At 76.2% G+C, this 23,575-nt stretch carries 19 protein-coding genes, 1 pseudogene and 1 riboswitch; of the genes and pseudogenes, 6 read left to right on the top strand and 14 right to left on the bottom strand.

The annotated features are described in order from the left end of the window. Positions 1-82 precede the first annotated feature (82 nt). The 11 genes from thiD to infC all read right to left on the bottom strand — a co-directional run bounded on the left by thiD (position 83) and on the right by infC (position 15,924). Positions 83-1,597 carry a bifunctional hydroxymethylpyrimidine kinase/phosphomethylpyrimidine kinase gene (gene thiD, locus BKA21_RS19860; protein WP_140460553.1) on the bottom strand — a complete coding sequence of 505 codons (1,515 nt, stop codon included), beginning with the start codon at positions 1,595-1,597 and terminating at the stop codon, positions 83-85. Further along, positions 1,594-2,304, bottom strand: coding sequence for a thiamine phosphate synthase (locus BKA21_RS00195; protein WP_140460552.1), 711 nt, complete (start codon positions 2,302-2,304; stop codon positions 1,594-1,596). Before BKA21_RS00195 ends, thiD begins: the two co-directional genes overlap by 4 nt. After that, the gene (thiM, locus tag BKA21_RS00190; protein ID WP_140460551.1) at positions 2,301-3,137 is read right to left on the bottom strand and encodes a hydroxyethylthiazole kinase; all 837 of its coding nucleotides are present in this window, start codon (positions 3,135-3,137) and stop codon (positions 2,301-2,303) included. The genes BKA21_RS00195 and thiM overlap by 4 nt, the downstream gene beginning before the upstream one ends. Next, positions 3,129-3,226, bottom strand: a riboswitch (TPP riboswitch). It overlaps the preceding gene by 9 nt. Positions 3,227-3,399: 173 nt before the next feature. Then, on the bottom strand, positions 3,400-8,385 hold the full coding sequence (locus tag BKA21_RS00185) for an ExeM/NucH family extracellular endonuclease (protein ID WP_140460550.1): 4,986 nt from the start codon (positions 8,383-8,385) through the stop codon (positions 3,400-3,402). 286 nt (positions 8,386-8,671) lie between these two features. Next, positions 8,672-11,239: a phenylalanine--tRNA ligase subunit beta gene (gene pheT, locus BKA21_RS00180; protein WP_140460549.1), complete on the bottom strand. Its 2,568-nt coding sequence runs from the start codon at positions 11,237-11,239 to the stop codon at positions 8,672-8,674. Between the two features lies 1 nt (position 11,240). Beyond that, positions 11,241-12,311 (bottom strand): phenylalanine--tRNA ligase subunit alpha, encoded by a 1,071-nt coding sequence (gene pheS, locus BKA21_RS00175; RefSeq protein WP_140460548.1) that lies wholly within the window; start codon positions 12,309-12,311, stop codon positions 11,241-11,243. 106 nt (positions 12,312-12,417) lie between these two features. Beyond that, on the bottom strand, positions 12,418-13,074 hold the full coding sequence (gene thpR / locus BKA21_RS00170) for an RNA 2',3'-cyclic phosphodiesterase (RefSeq protein WP_140460547.1): 657 nt from the start codon (positions 13,072-13,074) through the stop codon (positions 12,418-12,420). 35 nt (positions 13,075-13,109) lie between these two features. Next, entirely contained in the window at positions 13,110-13,967 is an 858-nt protein-coding gene (locus tag BKA21_RS00165; protein ID WP_239072977.1) for a TrmH family RNA methyltransferase, read from the bottom strand. Positions 13,968-14,064: 97 nt separating this feature from the next. After that, positions 14,065-14,448: a 50S ribosomal protein L20 gene (gene rplT / locus BKA21_RS00160; RefSeq protein WP_140460546.1), complete on the bottom strand. Its 384-nt coding sequence runs from the start codon at positions 14,446-14,448 to the stop codon at positions 14,065-14,067. Between the two features lie 64 nt (positions 14,449-14,512). Continuing rightward, positions 14,513-14,707, bottom strand: coding sequence for a 50S ribosomal protein L35 (rpmI, locus tag BKA21_RS00155; protein ID WP_046528208.1), 195 nt, complete (start codon positions 14,705-14,707; stop codon positions 14,513-14,515). Between the two features lie 86 nt (positions 14,708-14,793). Continuing rightward, complete coding sequence (gene infC, locus BKA21_RS20060) at positions 14,794-15,924, bottom strand: translation initiation factor IF-3 (protein WP_218886956.1); 1,131 nt, start codon at positions 15,922-15,924, stop codon at positions 14,794-14,796. Positions 15,925-16,266: 342 nt separating this feature from the next. On the opposite strand from infC, the gene BKA21_RS00145 reads away from it, so the two are divergent. The 3 genes from BKA21_RS00145 to BKA21_RS19160 all read left to right on the top strand — a co-directional run bounded on the left by BKA21_RS00145 (position 16,267) and on the right by BKA21_RS19160 (position 18,777). Then, positions 16,267-16,680: a Fur family transcriptional regulator gene (locus BKA21_RS00145; protein ID WP_140460545.1), complete on the top strand. Its 414-nt coding sequence runs from the start codon at positions 16,267-16,269 to the stop codon at positions 16,678-16,680. 102 nt (positions 16,681-16,782) lie between these two features. Beyond that, positions 16,783-18,288: a catalase gene (locus tag BKA21_RS00140; protein WP_140460544.1), complete on the top strand. Its 1,506-nt coding sequence runs from the start codon at positions 16,783-16,785 to the stop codon at positions 18,286-18,288. Between the two features lie 111 nt (positions 18,289-18,399). Then, a complete protein-coding gene (locus BKA21_RS19160; RefSeq protein WP_140460543.1) occupies positions 18,400-18,777 on the top strand; it encodes a DUF1844 domain-containing protein in 378 nt (125 codons plus the stop codon). A 33-nt stretch (positions 18,778-18,810) separates the two neighbouring features. Here the strand turns inward: BKA21_RS19160 and BKA21_RS00135 are convergent. Then, positions 18,811-19,944: pseudogene (locus BKA21_RS00135) on the bottom strand (MFS transporter); the annotation flags it as partial. 216 nt (positions 19,945-20,160) lie between these two features. Here BKA21_RS00135 and BKA21_RS00130 point away from each other — a divergent pair. The 3 genes from BKA21_RS00130 to BKA21_RS00120 are packed head-to-tail and all read left to right on the top strand — an operon-like array spanning position 20,161 to position 22,041. Next, on the top strand, positions 20,161-20,847 hold the full coding sequence (locus tag BKA21_RS00130) for a hypothetical protein (protein ID WP_239072978.1): 687 nt from the start codon (positions 20,161-20,163) through the stop codon (positions 20,845-20,847). Further along, positions 20,844-21,602 (top strand): S1C family serine protease, encoded by a 759-nt coding sequence (locus BKA21_RS00125; RefSeq protein WP_140460541.1) that lies wholly within the window; start codon positions 20,844-20,846, stop codon positions 21,600-21,602. Before BKA21_RS00130 ends, BKA21_RS00125 begins: the two co-directional genes overlap by 4 nt. 52 nt (positions 21,603-21,654) lie before the next feature. Then, positions 21,655-22,041 (top strand): spore germination protein GerW family protein, encoded by a 387-nt coding sequence (locus BKA21_RS00120; RefSeq protein WP_140460540.1) that lies wholly within the window; start codon positions 21,655-21,657, stop codon positions 22,039-22,041. Positions 22,042-22,077: 36 nt separating this feature from the next. On the opposite strand, the gene BKA21_RS00115 is transcribed toward BKA21_RS00120, so the two are convergent. Then, the gene (locus BKA21_RS00115) at positions 22,078-22,809 is read right to left on the bottom strand and encodes an SseB family protein (RefSeq protein WP_140460539.1); all 732 of its coding nucleotides are present in this window, start codon (positions 22,807-22,809) and stop codon (positions 22,078-22,080) included. Beyond that, the gene (gene priA, locus BKA21_RS00110) at positions 22,806-23,567 is read right to left on the bottom strand and encodes a bifunctional 1-(5-phosphoribosyl)-5-((5-phosphoribosylamino)methylideneamino)imidazole-4-carboxamide isomerase/phosphoribosylanthranilate isomerase PriA (protein ID WP_140460538.1); all 762 of its coding nucleotides are present in this window, start codon (positions 23,565-23,567) and stop codon (positions 22,806-22,808) included. Before priA ends, BKA21_RS00115 begins: the two co-directional genes overlap by 4 nt. Between the last annotated feature and the right edge of the window lie 8 nt (positions 23,568-23,575).

Here is a 23,575-nt window from a genome sequence, read left to right as displayed (position 1 = left end):
ACTCGACGCCAGCACCACCACCAGCCGGGCCCTCCTGGTGTCTGTGGCGTCTGCTGCACGGCGTCCGGGGCGCACGGCCTCCTCACCCGGCCGTCACGGGCACGGCGGACCGGAGGTCGACCTCCCCGTGCGCCGCCCGGACGGCGACCTGGTCGAAGAACGCCACCTCGTGCTCGCACGACGTCACGAACGCCGCGAGCATCCGTGCCCGCTCCCCCGCACCGACCTCCCGCGCCGCCTCGTCCGTCAGCCGACGGGCCTCGTCCGCGAGCGCCGCGAAGCCCGGGTCGCCGTAGGTGCCGACCCAGTCGCCGAACGGGTGGGCCGCCAGGTCGCCCGCACGCGCCAGGATGCGCGCGCCGACGTCCGCGTACAGCCAGTAGCACGGCAGCACCGCGGCCAGCACCTGCGCGTAGGAGCCGTGCGCACCGACCGCCGCGAGGTGGTCGACGTACGCGCGCGTCACCACCGACGCGCCGGACCGGTGCACGCGGTCCGACCGGCCCAGCCGGTCCCTGTGCAGCTGCGCCTCGACGTCGAGGCACCCGGCGGCCCCCCGCGCGAAGAACGCCTGCGCGACCGGGTCGGGCGCCAGCTCGCTCGCGCGCGCCAGCACCCGGGCGTACACGCCGAGGTACAGGGCGTCCTGGTGCAGGTAGGCCTCGAACGCGTCCGTCGGGAGCGTCCCGTCGGCGAGCGCCCGCACGAACGGCAGCGCGTCGCACGCCGCCCGCAGGTCCGCCACCGCGTCCCACGCCTCCACGCTGAAGGCTCGGGCCCCCAGGGTCGGCACGTGGTGCAGGTGGTCGACGGGGCCACGGCCCGAGCCGACCTGCAGCGCCTCCCCCGCCGCGATCGCCCCCGTCAGCCACTCCTTGGCGTCGCGGGCGGCGCTCACCCAGTCCGGGCGTCGGGGGCGCAGGGCCGCGACCGCCGCCGACAACGAGCACCCCGTCCCGTGCGTGCTCGTCGTGCTCACCCGGACCGCCTCGAGCTCGACGACCGTGCGCGCGTCGACCACGGCGTCCGGGCTGACGTCGTCGTCGAGGTGACCGCCCTTGAGCAGCACCGTCACGCCCGCGGACCGGGCGAGCCGGCGCGCCTGGTCCACGGCCGCGGCCCACGACGGCGCGCGCCGCTCGTCGAGCAGCACGCCGAGCTCGGGCAGGTTGGGCGTGACCAGGTCCGCCCGGGCGACGAGCGCGCGCACCGCCTGCTCGGCCCCCGCGTCCAGGAGCCGGTCGCCGCTGGTCGCGACCATCACCGGGTCCAGGACCACGACGGGCGGGCGCGTGCGGCGCAGCCACGCGGCGACCTCCTCGACGACGTCGCGCGTGCCGAGCATGCCGAGCTTGACGGCGTCGACCGTCACGTCGTCGCCCACGGCGTCGAGCTGCGCCCTCAGGAACGCCACGTCCGGCACGTGCACCGCCCGCACGCCGTGCGTGTTCTGCGCGACGAGCGCGGTGACGACGGCCATGCCGTACGCGCCGTGCGCGGCGAACGACTTCAGGTCCGCCTGGACACCCGCCCCACCCGTCGGGTCCGTCCCCGCGACGGAGAGCGCCCGCACGCGGCTGGGTCCGCGGCCGCTCACCGGACCACCGCCGCGCGGGCGGAGGGCCACCGGTCCGCGGCGGGCCCCGGAGGTCCACCCGTGCCGCCCCACGCGGCGACCAGCGCCCGGGCGGCGGCGCCCGGGTCCGGCGCACCGCACACCGCGCTGACCACCGCCATGGAGCGTGCACCCGCCGCCCGGACGGCGGGCACGTCGTCGGCCGCGAGGCCGCCGATCGCGACCACCGGCAACGACGAGGCCGCCACGGCCGTGGCCAGGCCGTCCATGCCGAGCGCCGGCCCGGCGTCGGGCTTCGTCGCCGTCAGACGGACCGGTCCGCTGCCGACGTAGTCCGCCGCCGGCGGCACGGCACGCACGTCCTGCGGCCGCGCCGCGGAGACGCCCACGACCGCGTCGGCACCCAGCAGCGCCCGCACGTCGTCGACCGCGAGGTCGCCCTGCCCCACGTGCACGCCGTGGACGAGGGCGCCGCGCGCCCGGGCAGCCAGGGCCACGTCGACCCGGTCGTCGACGACCAGCAGCGCCGGCCCGGCCAGCCTCAGCGCGTCCGCGACCGCGACCGTCACGGCGACCTGCTCGCGCACCGGCGCACGCTTGGCCCGCACCTGCACGGCCCCGACCCCCGCCGCGACGGCGGCCCGCGCGACGTCGGCGGGGTGGTGGCCGGCCGACGCGCACACGTCGAGGTCGAGCACGAGGTAGATCCCCTCCGGCCCGCGGCTCACGCGGGCACCCCCACCGCGAGCTCGGCGCCGACGCGCGCCGCGACGTCGTCGGCGCTCAGCAGGGACAGCTCGTCGAGCAGCGCCACGACGAACGACCCCGGCCCCCGGGCCACCACCGCGGCCCGCTCGGCCGCGACGCCCAGCGCCGTCGACGCCCCGACCGCCGCCACCACGGGGTCCGTCACCGCGGCGAACGCCGCCGTCAGCCCGCCCAGCGCGCACCCCGCACCCGTGACGCGGGCGAGGAACGGGTCGCCGACCGCCAGCCGGAGCGTGGCCGACCCGTCCGTCACGAGGTCGACGGGCCCCGACACGGCCACCGCACCGCCCGTGGCACCGGCCAGCGCCCGGGCCGCCGACGCCGCCGCCTCGACGGCGTCGCGCGCGTCGACGCCGCGCCCGGACGACGCCTCGCCCGCGAGTGCACGGACCTCGCTCGCGTTCCCCCGCACGACCGTCGGGCGCTCGGCGAGCAGCCGCGCCGCGAGCCGGGTCCGGACCGACAGGACGCCGACCGCGACGGGGTCGAGCACCCACGGCACCCCCGCACCGACCGCGGCCGCGACGGTCGCCTCGACGCACGCCCGCTGGTCGGGGCCCGGCGTGCCGAGGTTCACCAGGACCGCACCGGCGGACCCGGCGAGCTCCTCCGCCTCGCCCGGGACGGACGCCATCGCCGGCGAGGCGCCGATCGCGAGGACCGCGTTGGCGACGAGGTTCGACGTGACCTCGTTGGTGACGCACTGGACGAGCGGCGTGCGGGCCCGCAGCTCGCTCAGCGCCGCGCCCGTGCGGGCGGCGAGGTCGTAGGAGGGCAGGACGGCAGACGTCATGGAGGACATCCCTTCGCTCGTGCTAACGAGATCAGGTTCGACGGGTGTGATCTCAGCCCCCTCCGATGGGGGCACCCCGTGTCGCGGACCAACCTAGCGGCCGCACGGCCCGTCCCGCGGCCGGTCCGGGGACGGTCTCACGCATCGGACGTCCCGTCCCACGTCCCGGTCCGGGCGCGACGGCAGGAGGGACGGGCCGCCCGGCCCGTCCCTCCTGGTGGTCGTCCGTCCCGGTGCCCGCCGGAGCGGGCACCGGTGCGGGTCAGCGCACGCTCACCCGCACCGTGCGGCTCGTGCTGCCCTCGACGTTCGCCGGGTCGTCCGGCACGAACACGGCCGTGAGGCTGTGCGAGCCACGACCCAGGTCACGCGGGAGCGTGCCGATCGCGACGCCGAGCCGCACGTCGGCACGGGCCACGACCCGGGTGCCCTCGCGCAGCTCGACCGTGCCGTCGGGCAGGCGCCCCGTGTCCAGCCGGACCGTGGAGACCCACACCGAGGGCAGCCAGGAGACCGGCGACCCGGCGACGCTGAGCGTCGTGGCGGACCCGACCTTCTCCACCGTGACCGTCACCGGCGCGGACTGCGATCCCGCGACCGTGGTCGTCCCCGCGTACCGCGCGACGACCTCGTAGGTGCCGGCCGGCGTGCTCGCCGGCAGCGTCAGGCGCGCCTGGCCGCGCCGCAGCGTCGCCGTGCCCAGCACGTCGTCGCCGGCGACGAACTCCACCGTCCCCGTCGTCGGGACGTCGGCGACGACCCGGGCGGTGAGCTCGACGCGGCGGCCGAACGCCCCGTGGACCTGGCTGTCCGGCCGGGCCGTGAGGGTGGTCGTCGACGACGGCAGCCCGGCCTCGACGGTCAGCGGCAGACGGACCGTCGTGCCGCTGGGCTGCGCGACCAGCACGAGGGTGCGGTCCCCGGCCGGCGTCCCCGCCGGGACCGTCACGTCGACGGTGCCCGACGCGTCGACGCCCGTGCGGGTCAGCGTGACCTCGCCGAGGACCTCCTCGTCGAGCAGCACCTCGAGCGAGGTGTTCTCCGGCGAGCCGAGGCTCGTGAGGTTCAGGCCCGAGACCTCGAACGTGAGGTCCTGCCCGGCCTCGACCGACGCCGGGAGCTCGGGCACGCCGACGGCGCGCTCGGTGAAGTCCGGCGCGAGGTCGGGGTGCGCGCCGAGGTACGCGAACCACGCCTCCCGGTCGATCAGCCCCGAGTCGGCCGTCGCGTCGCCCTCGGTCAGGATGCGGAAGTTGTCGCCGCCCTGCGCGAGGAACGAGTACGTCGCGATCCGGTAGCCGGCAGCCGGGTCGACCGGCTCCCCGTCGACCGAGACCGACGTGATGCGGTCGCCCAGCGGCCGCGACGCGTCGAACGTGTACGACACGTTGTCCGACAGGCCGAGCTGCAGGTACGGCCGGCTCGGGATCGAACCGTCCGCGTTGGTCTGCCACTGCTGCTCCAGCAGCGTCACGAGCTGCTCACCCGTCAGCGTCGTCGTCCAGACGTTGTTGACGAACGGCTGGACGGCGTTCGCCTCCGCGAGGGTCACCACGCCGTCCGGCGCGTAGAACAGGTCCGCACGCAGACCGCCGGGGTTCGCGACGCCGATCTGGGCACCGCCGCGCTCGGCCGACGACGTGGCGTCGAGGAGCGCCTGGGCGACGACGTTGCCCAGCGCCGACTCGCGGCTGCGGTCGTCACGGCCCGTCGTGGGCAGCGGGCCGGAGCCGGTGTAGACGCCGTCGACGTACGACCCGCCCGCGTACGCGGTCGTGATGTCGGCCTGCACCGAGCCGACCGGCTGCGACCCGACCTGGGTGGCGAACGCCAGGGCCGCGTCGACGATCTGCTTGACCTCGGCGACCCGCGGGTACGCCGCGACCAGGTCCGCGTCGGACGTCCCCGTGCGGGCGACGTTCTCCGCCGTCGACGCCGTCACCTCGTCAGCCTCGGGGTCGTAGGTCAGGACGACCTTGCCGACGAACTCGCCGTAGGAGCCCGTCTGCAGGACCGGACGCGTGCGCCCCTCCTCGCCGGGCACCGGCGCCGACCACGCGTACTGCTTGTGGGTGTGGCCGGTGAAGATCGCGTCGACCTCGGCCGACGTGCCCGTGACGATGTCCGCGAACGCACCGCCCGCCGCGACCTCCTCCTCCAGGGTGGAGCCGTCGGGCGTCCCCGCCCCGGCGCCCTCGTGGTACTCCGCGACGATGACGTCGGCCTCGCCGTTGGCGGCGTCACCGTCCGTGAGCTGCGCAGCGACGCGGTTGACGGCCTCGACCGGGTCGCCGAAGTCCAGGTCCGCCACGCCGGCGGGCGTCACCAGCGACGGCGTCTCCTCGGTGACGGCGCCGATCACGGCGACCGTCACACCGGCCATGTCGAGCAGCGCGTACTCGTCGAGCGCCGGCGTCGTCGTGCCCTTCTCGTAGACGTTGGCACCCAGGTACGGGAACTGCGCGTTCTCGCCGCCGTCGACCACACGGTCCACGAGGTCGTCGTAGCCGCGGTCGAACTCGTGGTTGCCGACGGCCGACGCCGCCAGGTCCAGGGCGTTGAGGACGTCGATCGTCGGCTGGTCGTCCTGGACCGACGACGCGAAGACCGACGCGCCGATGTTGTCGCCGGCCGACAGGAACGCCGCCGCACCGCCGGCCGCCTCGGCCGCCGCACGCTGCTGCTCGACCGTGCCCGCCACCTTGACGGTGTTCGCGTCGATCCGGCCGTGGAAGTCGTTGACGTTGAGCAGCGTCAGGTCAACCGGGCCGTCCTGCTCGCCCGCGGCCAGGCCGACCACGACGGGGTCGTGGTCGGACGAGCGGTACGGGTCGGGCGCGTGGAACGACGTGCCGTGGTAGCCGTAGCGGCTGTACTCCAGCGCGACGGACTCCCCGGAGTTGATCTCCCAGACGTCGGCACCCGTGGCCCGGGCGGCCGCCGCCTCGTTGAGCAGCACGTGGTCGAGCGACCCCGACAGCCCGCTGAACGAGTAGCTGTGCTGCCCCGGTGCGAGCGTCGCGGCCGCGTTGACGTAGCCGGCGTCGTAGAGCAGCTGCAGCGGGTCCTCGAACGTGTACGAGTTGAAGTCGCCCACGAGCGCGACCGCCTCGGCGTCGCCCCGCACGGTCGGCACCCAGTCGCGCAGCGCCGTCGCCTGCCGCACCCGCGACTCGTTCGACGAGCCCTGGCCGTCACCGGCGTCCGCGTCGCCCGGCCACGGACCGGCCGAGCCCTTGGACTTGAAGTGGTTGACCACGACGAGGAACGGCTCACCGCCGCCCACCGGCGTGAAGACCTGGCCGATCGGCTCGCGCGCGTTGCCGAACGCCTGGTCGTCCCCGCTCTGGTCGCCCAGCGCACGGGACTCCCCCGTGCGCTGCACGGCGGCGGTCCGGTAGATGATCGCGTTGGTGATGACGTCGAGCTCGGCTGCCGGCGGCAGCTCGTCCGACGACGGAACGAACGCCCACACGTCGGCACCGGCCGCGTCGTTCAGCGCGTCGACGAGCGCGCCCAGCGCCTCGTCCGGCGTCCCGTCGACACGGGCCGAGCCCTCGATCTCCATGAGGCCGACCACGTCGGCGTCGAGCGCGGAGATCGCCGCGACGAGCTTGTCCTGCTGACGCTCGAGGTCCTGCGCGTCCCACGCTCCGCGCTGGTCGCAGCCCTCGCGCACCGTGACGGGCTCGCCGCCGGGCGCGGTGTACGCGACGCACGACGCGTCCTGGTCGCCCAGGGTCGTGAAGTAGTTGAGGACGTTGAACGAGGCGACCTGCAGGTCGCCGCCGACGGCCTCGGGCGCCGGGGTCCGGTCGTTCTCGAACGTTGCCGGCAGGGGCCCGCCCGCCACGACGGGCGCCGTCGGGTTGAGCTTCCACGCACCGTTGCGCCAGTCGACGACGACGGGCGAGGTGACCTGCGCCGCCGCACCGACACGCACCGGGTTCTCGAGCGAGACGTACGGCGGCGTGAGACCGCCGTTCGCGGCGTTGAGGAAGTTCGTGGTCGCACCGTCGTCGAGCACGACGCCGCGCGCGGCGTTGTCCGCGGCCACGGCCAGGGCCTGCGCGGACCCGGGCCGGGCGACGTCGGTGGGCTGGAGCAGCGGGGTCGTCCCGACGGCCAGGCCCACCTCGCCGTACTGGTTCGTGCTGTAGGTGTTCGTGACGGTCAGGTCACCGGTCGGCAGCAGGAGCATCGACTCCAGCGCCTCGCGGGCCTCCGTCGTCGCCGGCCAGACGCCCTCCACGGGTGCGGGGGCCGCCGCGGCGGGCAGCTCCTCGACGTCGGCCGCGGCCGCGACCGTGACCTGGGTCAGCCCGTTGAACTCCGCGACCGCACCGGTCACGCGCAGGTGCTGCCCGACCTCGGCGTCACCGGCGGTGGCGGGCGAGTACACGAACACCGCGTCCGAGCCCGTGCGGCCCGTGCCGTCGCCGCCGCCCGTGCCGGGCGTCTGCAGGACGTAGCCGTTGAGGCCGCCCGTGGGGTAGGCGGCGGTGACGACGCCGGACGTCGTGACGGTCTGGCCCACCAGCGGTGAGCTCGCCCCGGTGCCCTGGACCTGCGCGATCGTGACCTCGGTCGGGTCCTCCGGGTCCTCCGGGTCCTCGGGGTCCGTGCCCGAGGGCGTCGGCGTCGGTGCACCGACCGTGAAGTCCGCGGCGTTGTCCGCCGTGTTGGTGCCCTCGGCGTCACGCGACGCCGACGTCGCGTTCGCCGTCGCCGGCGCGGGCGCGGAGCCCGCGAACGACGAGGCCGCGCCGTAGCCGACCAGGTCGACGACCGGGTCGAGCGTCGCGCAGCCGGTCGAGCAGGTCAGCGCGGAGGCGGACGACGTCAGGGCCACCTTGCCCTGCGTGCCGCTCATCGCCGCGGTGCCCGTCACGTCCGCGGCGATCTCGACGGTGCCGCCGGCCCCGCGAGCCTGCCCCACGAGCAGGTGCCCGCCGGCCGCGATGCTGCGACCGGTCAGCGGCGTGATGTTCCAGCTGCTGCCCGTCGCGGACGCGTACTGCACGGCCCAGCCGGACACGTCGACGGGCTCGTCGCCCGGGTTGTACAGCTCGACGAAGTCCTGGGTGAGCGTCGCACCCGCGTTGCCCCCACCTCCGTAGACCTCGGAGATCACGACCGCGGCGTCGGGCGAGACCGCCGCCGACGCCGGGGCCGCCACCGCCCCACCGGTGATCAGCAGGGTGAGCGCCGTGAGCGCTCCGGTGGTCGTTCGTCGTCGAGCGTGCACGCGAAGGGTCCCTCCCTCGGGCCGGCGGCCCGACCGCCGTTGGGCGGGCGCCGTGCGCAGCGGAACGGCCGCCTGCGGCGGCCGGGGTCCACACTGCGCGTTCACCCGATCTGCCGCAACTACCCGGAAGTAACCTTTCGGTGAACTCGTCCGACCTCTGGTGTTTCGTCCAAGACGTCCGTCCAGGTCAGCGCCCCGGGGCGGTCGCCAGGACCTCGCGGGCCCCGGACGACGACGAGGGCGGCACCGGCGTCCGGGTGCCGGTGCCGCCCTCGTCCGACCGACCTCAGCCCCGCAGGACCGCGCCGACCCGCGCGTGCGCCTGCGCGACCACGGCGTCACGAACCGCCGCCGTCTCCGCCGCCGTCAGCGTCCGGTCGGCCGCCCGCAGCCGCAGCGCGAACGCGAGCGACCGCTTGCCCGGCCCCACCTGGTCACCGGTGTAGACGTCGAACAGCCGGACGTCCTCGAGCACGTCGCCGGCGCCGGCCCGCACCGCGGCGAGGACCTCGCCCGCCGGCACGTCCGCGTCGACGACGAGCGCCACGTCCTCCTTGGCGACCGGGAACGTCGACACCGGGACCGCCTCGACCGGGTCCGCGGACGCCTCGGCGAGCACCACCGACAGGTCGAGCTCGAACGCCACCGCACGCGCAGGCAGCCCCAGGGCCGCGAGCACGTTGGGGTGCAGCTCGCCCGCGTGCCCCAGCACCCGGCCCGAGGGCGCGACCAGCTCGGCGCACCGGCCCGGGTGGAACGGTGCGCGCACCGTGGCGCGCGCGGTCGCCGTGACCCCCGCGAGCGCGGTGACGCGCTCGACGAGCCCGAGCACGTCCGTGACCTGCGCGGGACGGCCCGGGCCCCACCACCCGCCGCGCTCCACCTCGCCGGCCAGCACCGCCGCGAGGTGCAGGGGCTGGTCGGGCAGCGCTGCGTCGAGGGCCGCGAGCGTCGCGTCGTCGGGCCGGACGCCTCCCGGCAGCCGCGGCGCGACGCCGGCGCCCTGCCCCGGCAGGGTCACGAGGCCGGCCTCGAAGACCGCGAGGTCGCCCGTGCCCCGGGCCACGTTGCGGCGGACCGTGTCGAGCAGCGTCACGAGCAGGTCGGTGCGCAGGAACGGCTGCGCGTCGGAGATCGGGTTCACCAGACGCACCGCGCGGCGCCGGGCGTCGTCGGCGTCGAGGCCGAGGGCGTCGAGCTGGTCCGGGCCGACGAAGGGGTAGCTCAGGACCTCGACGAGTCCCGCCGCGGCGAGCGCGTCCGCGACCGCGCGGCGGACCCGCTGGTCGCGCGTCAGCCCGCGGCCGGTCGGGGCGGGCGGCACGACCGAGGGGATCGCGTCGTACCCGCGCAGGCGGGCGACCTCCTCGACCAGGTCGACGCCCGCGACCAGGTCGGGCCGCCAGGTCGGCACGTGGACGGTCCAGGTGCTCGCGTCGTCCGCACCCTCGACGGTGCAGCCGACCTGGGTGAGGGTGCTGCGCACCTCGGCCGCCGTGTACGGGACACCGACGAGGCGCGCCGGGAGGGTCGGGTCGACCGTCACGGGCGCCGGCGGGGCGGGGGTGCCGACGTCCGTGAGCGCGTCGTCGGGGGTGCCGCCGCCGTGCTCCACGAGGAGCGCGACCGCCCGCGCGACGGCGACGCGCGGCAGCTGCGGGTCCACACCGCGCTCGAAGCGCTTGGACGCCTCGGACGCGAGCCGGTGCCGGCGCGCCGACCGCGCGACCGTGACGGGGTCGAAGTGCGCGGCCTCCAGCAGCAGGTCGGTCGTCGCGTCGCCCACCTCGCTGTCCGCGCCGCCCATCACACCGGCGATGCCGAGCACGCGGGCGGCGCGCCCGCCCGTGGAGTCCGTGACGAGCAGGTCGTGCTCGTCGAGGGCGCGATCGACGCCGTCGAGCGTGGTCAGCCGCTCGCCCGCCGCGGCCCGCCGCACCACGACGGGGGCCGTGAGGGTGGCCAGGTCGTAGGCGTGCATCGGCTGACCGAGGTCGAGCATCACGTAGTTGGTCACGTCGACCGCGAGCGAGACGGGACGCATGCCGGCCTGCGTGAGGCGGGTCTGCATCCACGCCGGCGACGGGGCCGACGCCCGCACCCCGCGCACGACCTGGGCGACGAACCGGTCCGCCCCCGGCACCCCGTGCACGGGGCGCTCGTCGTCGATCTCGACGGCGACGCCGGCGGGGCGCGCATCGAGCACGCCGGGGCCCGGCAGCCCGGGGTCGGTGAACACGGCCCCCGTGGCGTGGGAGTACTCGCGGGCGACTCCACGCATCGAGAAGCAGTAGCCGCGGTCGGGGGTGACGTTGATCTCGAGGACCTCGTCGGCCAGGCCGAGGAGCACGCGCGCGTCGGTGCCGGGCGCGGTGACGTCCGGGCCGAAGCCGAGCCGTTCGAGCACGATGATCCCGGCGTGGTCGTCGCCGAGGCCGAGCTCTCGCTGGGAGCAGATCATGCCGTCGGACACGTGCCCGTACGTCTTGCGGGCGGCGATGGGGAACGGCCCCGGCAGCACGGCGCCGGGCAGCGCGACGACGACACGGTCGCCGACGCCGAAGTTCTGCGCCCCGCACACGATGCCGCGGGCCACGGTGGGGTTCCCGTCGGCGTCGGGCGCGTTGTGCGCGCCGACGTCGACCTGGCACCAGTGGATCGTCTTGCCGTTCTTCTGCGGCTCGGGCGTGAGGGCGAGGACCTCGCCCACGACGAGCGGGCCGGTCACGCCGGAGGAGTGCACGGCCTCCTCCTCGAGCCCGACGCGCACGAGGTCGGCGGCCAGCCGCTCGGCCGTGAGGTCCGCGGGGAGCTCGACGTGCTCGCCGAGCCAGGTCAGGGGGATGCGAGGCATGTCAGACCACCGTCCGGAACTGCTCGGAGAAACGGACGTCGCCCTCGACCATGTCACGCATGTCCGCGATCGCGTGACGGAGCATCAGGGTGCGCTCGATGCCCATGCCGAACGCGAACCCCGAGTACTCCTCGGGGTCCACGCCGCACGCGCGGAGCACGTTCGGGTTGACCATGCCGCAGCCGCCCCACTCGATCCAGCCGGGGCCGCCCTTCTTCTGCGGGAACCACAGGTCCATCTCGGCGGACGGCTCGGTGAAGGGGAAGAACGACGGCCGCAGCCGGGTGCGCGCGTCGGGGCCGAACATCGCGCGCGCGAAGTGGTCGAGCGTGCCCTTCAGGTGGGCCATCGTCAGACCCTTGTCGACGGCGAGACCCTCGACCTGGTGGAAGACCGGCGTGTGCGTCGCGTCCAGCGCGTCGGTGCGGAACACCTTGCCCGGGCAGGCGATGTACACGGGCACCCCGCGCCCGAGCAGCGAGCGCGCCTGCACGGGCGAGGTGTGGGTGCGCAGCACCATGCCGGAGCCGTCCTCGGGCGCGTCCGCGTCCTGGGCGGCCACGAAGAACGTGTCCTGCATCTGGCGAGCCGGGTGGTCGACGCCGAAGTTCAGGGCGTCGAAGTTGAACCACTCCGCCTCGAGCTCGGGGCCCTCGGCGATCTCCCAGCCCATCGCGACGAACACGTCGGCGACCCGCTCGGACAGCGTCGAGAGGGGGTGCCGCGCGCCGGCGGGGCGACGGTCGCCGGGCAGCGTGACGTCGAGGGTCTCCTCGACGAGCACGCGGGCGTCCCGCTCGGCCTCGAGCTCGGCCGTGCGCGCCGCGACGGCGGCGTTCACCCGGCCGCGCGCCTGGCCGACGAGGCGGCCGGCGGCGGCCTTGTCGGGGCCGGGCAGCCGGCCGATCTCACGGTTCGCGAGCGCCAGCGGGCTGGAGTCGCCGGTGTGGGCCAGCCGCGCGGTCTTCAGCGCGTCGAGGTCGCCGGCGGCCGCGACGGCCGCGAGCGCAGCGTCGAGCGCCGCCTGCACGCCGTCGGCGTCGAGCGGGGACAGGGGTGTGTCGGGGGACATCCGGACCTTCCAGGACGGTTCCAGGCGGTCGTCGCGCCCGTCGGGCGGCTGACCGGCGACCGGCGCACGTGCGCACGTCGGCCGGCTGGCGAGTCTATCGGCGGCGTCAGGCCGCCCCGAGCGGATACCGGGTGACGGGCGTGTACAGCGGTCCCCCGCCACGCCCGGCGCCGGGCCGGGACTCGACGAGCACCACGGCGTCGACCCACCAGGCCGGGCCCTCGTACACCGCGAGCGCCTGCACGAGCGCGTCGGCGGGGTCCAGGGCGTCACCGCGGCCACGGTCGGCCCCGGTGCGCCCGGCCGGGCCGCGGGCGCCGCGCGGCCCGGCCGTGCGCCGGGCCGGGCGCCCGCCGGGACGGACCCGGCCGACGGTCAGGTGCGGGCGGTTGCGCACCCGCGGGTCCTCGCCCGCACCGTGGTCGGCCCCGACGTCGCGGGCCGCGTGGGCGAGCGAGGACATCGCCGCCGTGTCGCCGCCGATGCCCACCCACAGCGTGCGGTGGGCGAAGAGCCCGGCGCCGCGCAGGGCGAGCGAGAACGGCGCGGTCCGGGCGGCCAGCTCCGCGAGCTCCGCGCCCAGCGGGTCGAGGGAGGCGTCGGCGAGGTCGCCGTAGAACGCGGCGGTCAGGTGCCACGTCTCGCGTGCGGACCAGCGCACGGTCTCGTCGGTGCCGGCCGCGCGCCGGCGCACGCCCGCGAGGGCGAGGTCGAGGTGGTCGAGGACGTCGTCCGGCGGCCAGACCGCCGCGAACAGTCGCATGCCCCCCAGCCTGCCAGGTCACCGGGCCGCGGCGCTCACGCGGGGGCGGTCCGGGTGCGGTGCGCCCGGGCGGACGCGAACAGGCACACGGCGGCTGCCGTGGCGAGGTTGAGCGACTCGGCGCGCCCCCGGATCGGCACGCGCACGACCGCGTCGGCCAGCGCCCGGTCCTCCTCGCGCAGCCCCCACGCCTCGTTGCCGAACAGCCACGCGGTCGGTCGCGCGAGGTCCGGGGTGCCGGCCGGCGCCTGCCCGGCGACGTCGAGCAGGTCGTCCAGGTCGTGGTCGCCGGCGCCGTCCGCCGCGAGGACCGTCAGCCCCGCGGCCCGCAGCGCCTGCACGGCGGGTCCCGCGTCCAGACCGGTGACCACGGGGACGTGGAAGAGGGACCCCGCGGTCGACCGGACCGCCTTGGGGTTGTGCACGTCGACGCTGCTCCGCGTGAGGAGCACGGCGTCGGCCCCGGCGGCGTCGGCCGCGCGCAGCACGGTGCCCGCGTTGCCCGGGTCGCGCACGTGCGCCAGCACGGGGACGAGGGTGGGACCGGCGGCCAGGACCTCCCCCAGCCCCGTGGGGACGAGGGCGACCACCGCGACCAGCCCCTGCGCGTCGGGGCTCATCGCCGCGAGCACGTCCTCGTCGCCCAGGCGCACGCGTGCGCCACGGGCCCGGGCCGCGGCCAGCACGTCGTCGTACCGGCGGGCCGCCTCGGGCGTGGCGTACACGTCGTGCACCGGCGGGCCGCCGGGCGCGACGGCCTCGCGCACGCCCTGCGGGCCCTCGACGAGGAAGGTGCCCGTGCGGCGGCGCGCCGCCCGGGTGGTCAGCGCGTGCACGGCGCGGACGCGGTCGGCGCGCGGGTTGGTCATCAGGTCGTCCGGCACGTCGTCCATCATCCCTGGCGCGGGAGGTCCACGACGCCGCCGTCCCCCGGGGACGACGCAGCCCCCGCCGTCCCGGGGGACGACGGGGGCTGCGGGGTCGGACGGCTCAGGCGGCCGAGGGCGCGTTGACGTCCTCGGGCAGCGCGGCCTTGGCGACCTGGACGAGCGCGGCGAACGCCGCGGCGTCGTTGACCGCCATGTCGGCGAGGACGCGACGGTCGACCTCGACACCCGCGGCCTTGAGGCCCTGGATGAAGCGGTTGTACGTCAGGCCCTGCTCGCGGGACGCCGCGTTGATGCGCTGGATCCACAGCTTGCGGAAGTCGCCCTTGCGCGCCTTGCGGTCGCGGTAGGCGTAGACCAGGGAGTGGGTGACCTGCTCCTTGGCCTTGCGGTACAGGCGCGAGCGCTGCCCGCGGTAGCCGCTTGCCCGCTCGAGGGTCGAGCGACGCTTCTTCTGGGCGTTGACCGCCCGCTTCACGCGTGCCACGTGATGCTCCTTGGGGTGTCAGGGGCTCGTCGGCCCTGCCGGCGCCGGGTGGGCGCCGCGCGGGTCAGCGGCCGAGCAGCTTCTTGATCTTGGGGGTGTCGGCGGGCGAGACGACGACGTCACCGGCGATGCGGCGGGTGCGGCGGCTCGACTTGTGCTCCAGCAGGTGCCGGCCACCGGCCTGCTCGCGCATGACCTTGCCGGTACCGGTGACCCGGAACCGCTTCTTGGCACCGGAGTGCGTCTTGTTCTTCGGCATGGCTGCCGTCTCTCCTTGTCGTTCACGCCGCACGGTCGTGCGGCGGTGTGTCGTGCGGGCGCGGGGGCACCCGTCCGTCGTGCAGGTCAGCCGGCGTCCTCGGAGCCCGCCGCGGCGCCCTGGGGGGCTGCCGGGCCGGGCCGGGGGGTCGGCTTCGGTGCGGACGCGCCGGCGGCGCTCCGGGGTCCGGGGCGTGCAGGTGCGGCGGCGGGACGCGGTGCGGCGGGCCGGGGCACCGCTGCGGGCCGCGGGGCCTGCGGACGCGCCTGGGGCGCGGGACGCGGGGCCGCAGCGGGAGACGCCGCCGGGCGGGCCGGCTGCTCGGAGCGCGCGGGTCCGCCGGGCCGCGAGGGGCCGGAGGAGCGCGACGGGCCGCCGGACCGTGCCGGCGCGCCGGAACGGGCGGGGGCGGACGTCGCCGGGCGGGCGGGCGCCGGAGCGGGCTGCTGCTCGACGACGGGCGCCGGTGCGGGCGCGGCGGCGGCGGGCTGCTCGGCGATGCGCTCACGAGCCTCCTCCGCGGCCGGGAACGGCACGCGGGGCTTCTCGGTGACCTCGGCCTCGGGCTCGCCGGACTCGCGGGCCTGCGCCGCCGCGGCACGACGCTGCTCGTTGCGCTGGTCGGCCTTCTTCTTGGCCGGGCCCAGCACCATGATCATGTTGCGCCCGTCCTGGCGCGGCGAGCTCTCGACGAAGCCGAACTCCGCGACGTCGTCGGCGAGGCGCTGCAGCAGACGGATGCCCATCTCCGGGCGCGACTGCTCGCGACCGCGGAACATGATCATGACCTTGACCTTGTCGCCGGCCTTGAGGAACCGCTCGACGTGGCCCTTCTTGGTGGCGTAGTCGTGGGGGTCGATCTTCAGGCGGAAGCGGATCTCCTTGAGGATCGTGTTGGCCTGGTTGCGCCGGGCCTCACGCGCCTTCATGTCCGCCTCGTACTTGAACTTCCCGAAGTCCATGATCTTCGCCACGGGCGGTCGGGCGGTCGGCGCGACCTCGACCAGGTCGAGGTCGGCGTCCTGGGCCAGGCGCAGGGCGTCCTCGAGGCGCACGATGCCGACCTGTTCACCGTTGGGTCCGACGAGCCGGACCTCGGAGACACGGATCCGGTCGTTGATGCGGGGCTCGCTGATGTGGATGCTCCTCGGTCGTGGTGGTGGACACCAGGGACGAGGAAGGCCCCCGCCCTGAGCACAGGTCGGAGGCCTCGACAATCCGGGCGGCCGCCTGCACGGCGGACGCCGGACCGGCGTCACGGACGACGGTCCTGGACTGCGACCCGGCCCCTGCTGCCGGCGCGAGCCGGGCGGTCGGGGCCCAGGTGGGAGAGGTCTCCACTTGTGCGACCGCTCCGCCGCTCCCCCGCGAGCCGCCGCGCGACGACCCGGTCCGGGCCCGCTCGACGACCCGTGGACGCACGACGGCGCGGATCAGTCGGAGTCGACACTACCAGAGCCACCCTGCGCGACGGCACCCGGGCTGCGCGCGCACCAGGATCGCGACACATCGTCAGCATTTCTCTTGAACGATTCCAGAAAACGTGGTTGAGTCGTCGTGTGCCCCACACCGACGAGCTCCGAGCCCACGGCCTGCGGGTCACCGGCCCGCGGCTCGCGGTGCTGGCGGCTCTGCACGACCATCCCCATCTCGACGCCGACGAGGTGCTGCGCCGCGTGCGCGCCACCCTCCCGACGGTGTCCGTGCAGGCCGTCTACGACGTCCTGCACGCACTGACCGGCGCCGGCATGCTGCGGCGCATCGAGCCCGCCGGCCACCCGGCGCGCTACGAGCGCCGCGTCGGCGACAACCACCACCACGTCGTGTGCCGGGGCTGCGGGGCGGTCGACGACGTCGACTGCGTCGTCGGCCACGCCCCCTGCCTGGTGCCCGCCTCGACGTCGGGCTTCGACGTCGAGACGGCCGAGGTGACCTTCTGGGGCCTGTGCCCCGCCTGCCGCGCGGCCGGCTGACCGCCCGCGCGACGCCACCCGGGCGCGCCGCCCGACCCCCCGCCCGCACCGCCGCCCCGGCGGTGCGCCACGCCCCACCGGGGCCGACCGAGAGGACACCACGTGACCCACGTGCCGCCCACCACGAACAACGCCGGGGCGCCCGTCGCCTCCGACGCCCACTCCCTCGCCGTCGGCGCGGACGGCCCGATCGTCCTGCACGACCACTACCTCGTCGAGAAGCTCGCTCAGTTCAACCGCGAGCGCGTGCCGGAGCGGGTCGTGCACGCCAAGGGCGGCGGCGCGTTCGGCACGTTCACGGTGACGCACGACGTGTCGGCCTACACCCGGGCGGCCCTGTTCCAGCCCGGCACGACGACCGACATGCTGGCGCGCTTCTCGTCGGTCGCCGGCGAGCACGGGTCGCCCGACACGTGGCGGGACCCGCGCGGCTTCGCGCTGAAGTTCTACACGTCCGAGGGCAACTACGACCTCGTCGGCAACAACACCCCCGTGTTCTTCCTGCGCGACGGGATCAAGTTCCCCGACTTCATCCGCTCGCAGAAGCGGCTGCCGGGCTCGAACCTGCGCGACAACGACATGCAGTGGGACTTCTGGTCGCTGTCGCCGGAGTCCGCGCACCAGGTGACCTGGCTGATGGGCGACCGTGGCCTGCCGCGCTCGTGGCGGACCATGGACGGGTTCGGCTCGCACACCTACCAGTGGGTCAACGCGGCCGGCGAGCGCTTCTGGGTCAAGTACCACTTCCAGACCCAGCAGGGGATCGACAACCTCACGGCCGACGAGGCCGCGCAGCTGGCCGGGTCCGACGCCGACCACCACATCCGCGACCTGCACGAGCACATCGCGGACGGGCAGTTCCCCCGGTGGACGCTGCGCGTGCAGGTCATGCCGTACGAGGACGCGAAGAGCTACCGCTTCAACCCGTTCGACCTGACCAAGGTGTGGCCGCACGCGGACTACCCGCTGATCGAGGTCGGCGTCATGGAGCTCAACCGCAACCCCGAGAACTACTTCGCGCAGATCGAGCAGGCGACCTTCGCGCCGAGCAGCTTCGTCCCGGGCATCGGCCCGAGCCCGGACAAGATGCTGCTCGCGCGGATCTTCTCCTACGCCGACGCGCACCGGTACCGCGTGGGCACGAACCACGCCCAGCTGCCCGTCAACGCCCCGCAGGCGCCCGTGCACTCCTACTCCAAGGACGGTGCGGCGCGGTACGACTTCGCCCCCGCGGACCGGCCGGTCTACGCGCCGAACTCGCTGGGCGGCCCCGCGGCCGACCCGGCGCGCGCCGGCGAGTCCGGCGGCTGGGAGTCCGACGGCGAGATGGTGCGCGCCGCGGCGACCCCGCACCCCGAGGACGACGACTGGGGCCAGGCGGGCACGCTGTACCGCGAGGTCTTCGACGACGCCGCGCGCGCCCGCTTCCTGGAGACGATCACGGGCCACGTCGGCGGCGTGAAGAGCGACGTGATCCGTGCCCGTGCCGTGCAGTACTGGACGAACGTCGACGCGGGCCTCGGCGCGGCCCTCGCGGCCGCCCTGGCCGCCGCCGGCGCACCCGTCGAGGCCGGCGAGCCCGGCACCGCGAGCGTCCCGGTCGCCTGACCGCGGCACCGGCCACGACGGCCCCGCACCGCTCCCCCGGCGGTGCGGGGCCGTCGCCGTGCGGGCCGTGCGCGTGCGGGGCGCCCGTGCACGGGTGAGAGGATCGGCGCCATGCACGAGGAGCACGCGCCGGGCGCGCACGAGGACGTCACCGCCCAGGCGGTCCGCGAGATCGAGGACGTCGCGGCCGTCGAGATCATCACCACCGCCGCGGTGCACCTGATGAGCGCCGCCGCGGTCAAGTGCGGGCTCGCGCCCGACGGGCCGGACGGGCCGGGGTCAGCGCACCGGGACCTCGACGAGGCCCGCAAGCTCATCACCGCCCTCGCCGCCCTGGTCACCGCCTCCGCGCCCGACCTCGGCAACCAGCACGCCCGCGCCCTGCGCGACGGGCTGCGGTCGGTCCAGCTCGCGTTCCGCGAGGCCAGCCCCTTCCCCGACGCCCCCGGCGACGGGCCGGGCGAGGCGTTCACCGGCCCCGTCTCCTGACGCGGGCGCCACGGGCCGGACCGCAGCGGGCCGGACCGCGCGCCGACGACGCACGACGGCCACGACCGTGAGGCCGCCACCCGCGACGAGCAGGCCCGTCCCCGCGGCCGTGAGGAACCCTGCCCCGGCACCGGCCCGGTCGATCGCCCAGCCGCACAGCGGGGCGCCGAGCGCGTTGCCGACGGTCTGCATCGTGCCGCTCCAGCCCATCACCTCGCCGCGCCGGTGCTCGGGGACCAGGCGCACGAGCGTGGCGTTGATCGACGACAGCGCCGGTGCGCACGGCAGGCCGGCCAGCACGACCGCCAGGGCGAGGGCCACCTGGCCCTCCACGAGCGCGGCAGGCACGGTCGCCAGCGCGAGGAGCGCGACCAGCAGCAGCGGCGACGGCTGGCGGGCGGACGCGCCGTGCACGAGGCCGCCGACGACGGAGCCGCCCGCCCACAGCGCGATCATCCAGCCCACGTCCTGCGCCCTCCCGGCGTCGTTCAGCGCGGCGACGAGGGAGACGTCCGTGCCGACGAGGACGAAGGCGGCACCCACGCCCGCGAGCAGCACGACGAGCAGCGGCGCCGACAGGAGGCGCCCGGACGGGACGTCGACCGGTGCGTCCTGCGTCGCGGACGGCGCGCTGCGCGTCGGCGGGTCCGCCCACAGCAGCAGGACGCCCGCCCCGACCGTGGCGACCCCGACGACCGTCAGGCCCAGGACGCTCGACCCCTGCGTCACCAGGAGCACGCCCGCGACGGGCGCGAGCATGAAGGTCAGCTCCGTGCCGACCGAGTCGAGCGCGTACGCGGCCTTCTGCTGGGCGGGCGGCACGAGCACCGCGAGCGACTGGCGCACCACGGAGAACACCGGCACGAGGAAGACGCCGCCGACGAACGCCGCACCGACGAGCGGCCAGTAGGCCAGGTGCGGGGCCACGAGCCAGACGAGGCTCTCCACGACGACCGACGGCACCAGGGCGCGACGCAGGCCGAGCCGGTCCACGAGGCGCCCGCGCCACGGCGCGCCGATCGCGACGCCGACGGTCATCGCCGCGGCGACGACGCCCGCCCGCGCGTACCCCTCGTCGAGGCGACCCACGACGTGCAGGGTCAGCACCACGCCCGTCATCGCGTGCGGGAGACGGGCGACGAGGGCGATCAGGGTCAGGCGCAGCACGCCCGGCAGGCGCAGCACGTCGGCGTAGGCGGTTCTCACAGGTGTCGATGATGGACCCTGCGGGCGTGCGCCCCGTCCACCGAGGGTCCCGGACGGCGGCCTCGTGACGGACGTCTCCCACGGGCCGCCGGGCCACCGGCCGGCGGGCTGCGACCTGCTGCCCCGCCGACCGTCGAGCGACCCTCGCGCGGACGCCCGCGCGCCTATCCTGGGCCGATGCACGGACCTCCCCCGTCCTTCCCCCCGACACCCCCCGGGCAGCCGGCCGCGGGCACGCCCGGCGCGCCGGCGGGCGGCCCCGCACCGTCGGTCCCGCCGGGAGGCGGACCGGTCCCGGTCGCGCTGCACGACGTCGAGGCCCGTGACCCGGGCGCCCGCCGCACCTCCCGGCCGCGCAGCCGGGCGACGGTCGTGCTGGCGGTCGTCCTCGTCGCCGTGCTGGTCGGCGCCGGGGTGCTCGGCACGCACCTGTGGCGCACCACGCAGGCGTGGGGCGAGGCGGCGGCCGACTGGGAGCGCCTCGCGCGCGAGCACGGCGAGGAGCTCGCGCAGTCGCGCGCGGACCTCGACGCGACCTCGGCCGAGCTGGCCGGCGTGCAGGCCCAGCTCGCGAACGCCCAGTCCCGGATCACGTCGCTCGCCGACGAGAAGGCCCAGCTCGGCGACACGTCGGCCGCGACGCAGCAGCTCGCCGACTACCAGGCGCGCGTGTCGCAGGCAGCCGGCCAGGTCGCGACCGCGCTGGCCAGCTGCATCGAGGGGCAGGAGCAGCTCATCGGGTACCTGCGCGAGCAGGAGCAGTACGACGCGCAGGAGCTCGCCGGCTTCGAGGCCGACGTCGACGAGGTGTGCGGCGCCGCGACCGAGGCGAACGACTCCCTGCAGGCCGAGCTGACCCGATGAGGCCACCCACCGCGGCCGCGCCGGGCCGCGCGACCCGCACCCTCGCGCTCGCCCTCGTCGGCGCGACCGTCCTGGGCGGCTGCGCGCTCCTGCCCGACCCGCCGACGCCCGTGCCCACGGGCGTCGTGCCCAGCAGCGCCCCCGAGCCGTCCGCGTCGGTCGGCGAGTCCCGGCTGTCCCCCGACGGGTTCGACGCCGCGCAGCGGATGGCCGTGCGGATCCGCAACGTCGGCTGCGGCACGCTCTCGACGGGCTCGGGGTTCGCGATCGACGAGCACACGCTGGTCACGAACCGGCACGTCGTGGCCGACTCCGCCGCGCTGGAGCTGAGCACCTACGACGGCCGCGACGTGGGCGCCGAGGCCGCCAGCACCGCCGACCTCGCCGACCTCGCGATCGTCCGCACCGTCGACGCCCTGCCGTCGGCCCCCGTCCTGGCCGACGCCGACCCCGTCGTGGGCGACGCCGTGACCGTGGTGGGGTACCCGCTGGGCCGCCAGCTCACCGTCACCGACGGGCAGGTCGTGGGCCAGGTCACCGACCCGCTCAACGCGAACCTCGGGCAGGTCCTCGTGACCGACGCCCCCGTGGAGCCGGGCAGCTCGGGGTCGGCCGCGCTCGACGCGGAGGGCCGCGTCATCGGGGTCGTCTACGCCAAGAACGCGGACGACCTCAGCTTTCTCGTGCCCGTGAGCACCCTGAGGTCCATGCTGGAGGACGGGACGGCGTTCGGCCCCGCGCCCACCTGCGGCTGAGCAGGCGACGCACCGGTCCCGACGCGCACCCGTCGACGAGGGGAACCCTGAGATGACCGAGCACAGCTTCGACGTCGCCGCCCTGACCCGGGCCGCGCAGGACACCCTGACGGTGCGCCGCGTGTTCGGCGAGGCGTACGAGCGCGACGGCACCCTCGTCGTGCCGGTGGCGCGCGTCACCGGTGCGCTGGGCGCCGGGGCAGGCGCGGGCGACGGGGCCGTCGGCGGCGGCGGACCCTCGCCCCAGGGCAGCGGGGACGCCGGCGGGGGCGGCTGGGGCACGCAGGTCAAGCCCCTGGGGGTCTTCGTCGTCGACGCCGACGGGGCGCACTGGCGACCGGCGCTCGACCTGAACCGCGTGATCCTGGGCGGGCAGCTCGTCGGCGCCGTCGCCGCGACCGCCTGGGCGCTGGCCTGGGCCCTGCGCCGCCGACGCTGACGACCCCGCGGTCCGGCACACCGTCCGCGCGGGCGGTCAGCCGGCGGCGCGCAGGCGCAGCTCGAGGGAGTCGACCCGCTCCGCCACGGTCGGGTCACCCGCGAGCGCCGCGTTGACCTGCGCCAGCACGCGGTCCAGGCCGGTGCGGTCCAGGCCCGGGACGAGCGACAGCTCGACGGCGACCTCCGCGCGGGTGCCCGGGACGGCGTCGGCGCGCACCACGAGACGCACGGGCGCCAGCGCGGCCCGCACGGCGGCGCGCACGTCCTCGTCGACGGCGTCGTCGCGCACGGCCGGGGCCCAGGCACGCCCCTGCGCGAGCGCGTAGACGGCCGTGCGGGGCAGCACCACGGTCACCGGTCCGGCGGGGTCGACGACGACGACCTCCCAGCCCTCGCCGACGGCCGAGAGCGCGGCACGCGGCACGTCGCTGGGCACCGGCCGGGCGTCCGGGCGCCAGCGACGCATCGCGTCGACGCCCGTGAACACCGGCAGCGCGGTGCGCCCGTCCGGGGTCCGCAGCGCGACGACGCCCGCGGACGCCTCCTTGTCGACCGTGTGCTCGTGGCCGTCGTGCACGACCGTGCCCGCCTGCTCGAGCTCGGCGAGGACCGGGACGAGCACGCGCGTGGGGACCAGCGCCGTGACGACGTCGGCCAGGCCCGCCCGGCCGAGCGCGTGCTCGGCCAGGACCTCGGCCAGCCGCGGGTCCGCCGAGCCGTCGTCGCCGGCGAACGGCGACGACGGAGGCAGCGCGCGCCCGCTCACGCGGACGGCCGCCCGGCGACGTCGAGCGCCTGCGGCAGCGTGAACGCCCCCGCGTAGAGCGCCTTGCCGACGATGGCACCCTCGACGCCGACGGGGACGAGGGCGCGCAGCGCCTCGAGGTCGGCGAGGCTGGACACGCCGCCCGACGCGACCACCGGGGCGTCGGTCCGGGCGCAGACCTCGCGCAGCAGCTCGACGTTCGGGCCGCGCAACGTGCCGTCCTTCGTCACGTCGGTCACGACGTAGCGCGCGCAGCCGGCGTCCTCCAGGCGGGCGAGCACGTCCCACAGGTCGCCGCCGTCCTGGGTCCAGCCACGCGCCGCCAGGGTCGTGCCGCGCACGTCGAGCCCGACGGCGATCTGCTCGCCGTGGGACGCGATCACCCGGGCGGTCCACTCCGGGTCCTCGAGGGCTGCCGTGCCGAGGTTGACGCGCGTGGCCCCGGTGGCCAGCGCCCGCTCGAGGGACGCGTCGTCGCGCACGCCGCCGGAGATCTCGACGCGCACGCCGCGGCGGTCCAGCTCGCTCGCGACGTCCGCGAGGAGCGCCGCGTTGGAGCCGCGGCCGAACGCGGCGTCGAGGTCGACGAGGTGGATCCACTCCGCGCCCCCCTCGGCCCAGTCGAGGGCGGCGGCGAGCGGGTCGCCGTAGCCGGTCTCCGAGCCGGCCGCGCCCTGGACGAGCCGCACGGCCTGGCCGTCGGCGACGTCGACGGCGGGCAGGAGCTCCAGGCGCGGGGCGGGGGGCGTGGTCGTCATGGGTGTTC

Origin of the sequence: Cellulomonas oligotrophica, from assembly GCF_013409875.1 — a bacterium.
In the GTDB taxonomy this organism is placed as follows: Bacteria; Actinomycetota; Actinomycetes; order Actinomycetales; family Cellulomonadaceae; genus Cellulomonas; species Cellulomonas oligotrophica.
This window is presented reverse-complemented; position numbering and strand designations above follow the sequence as displayed.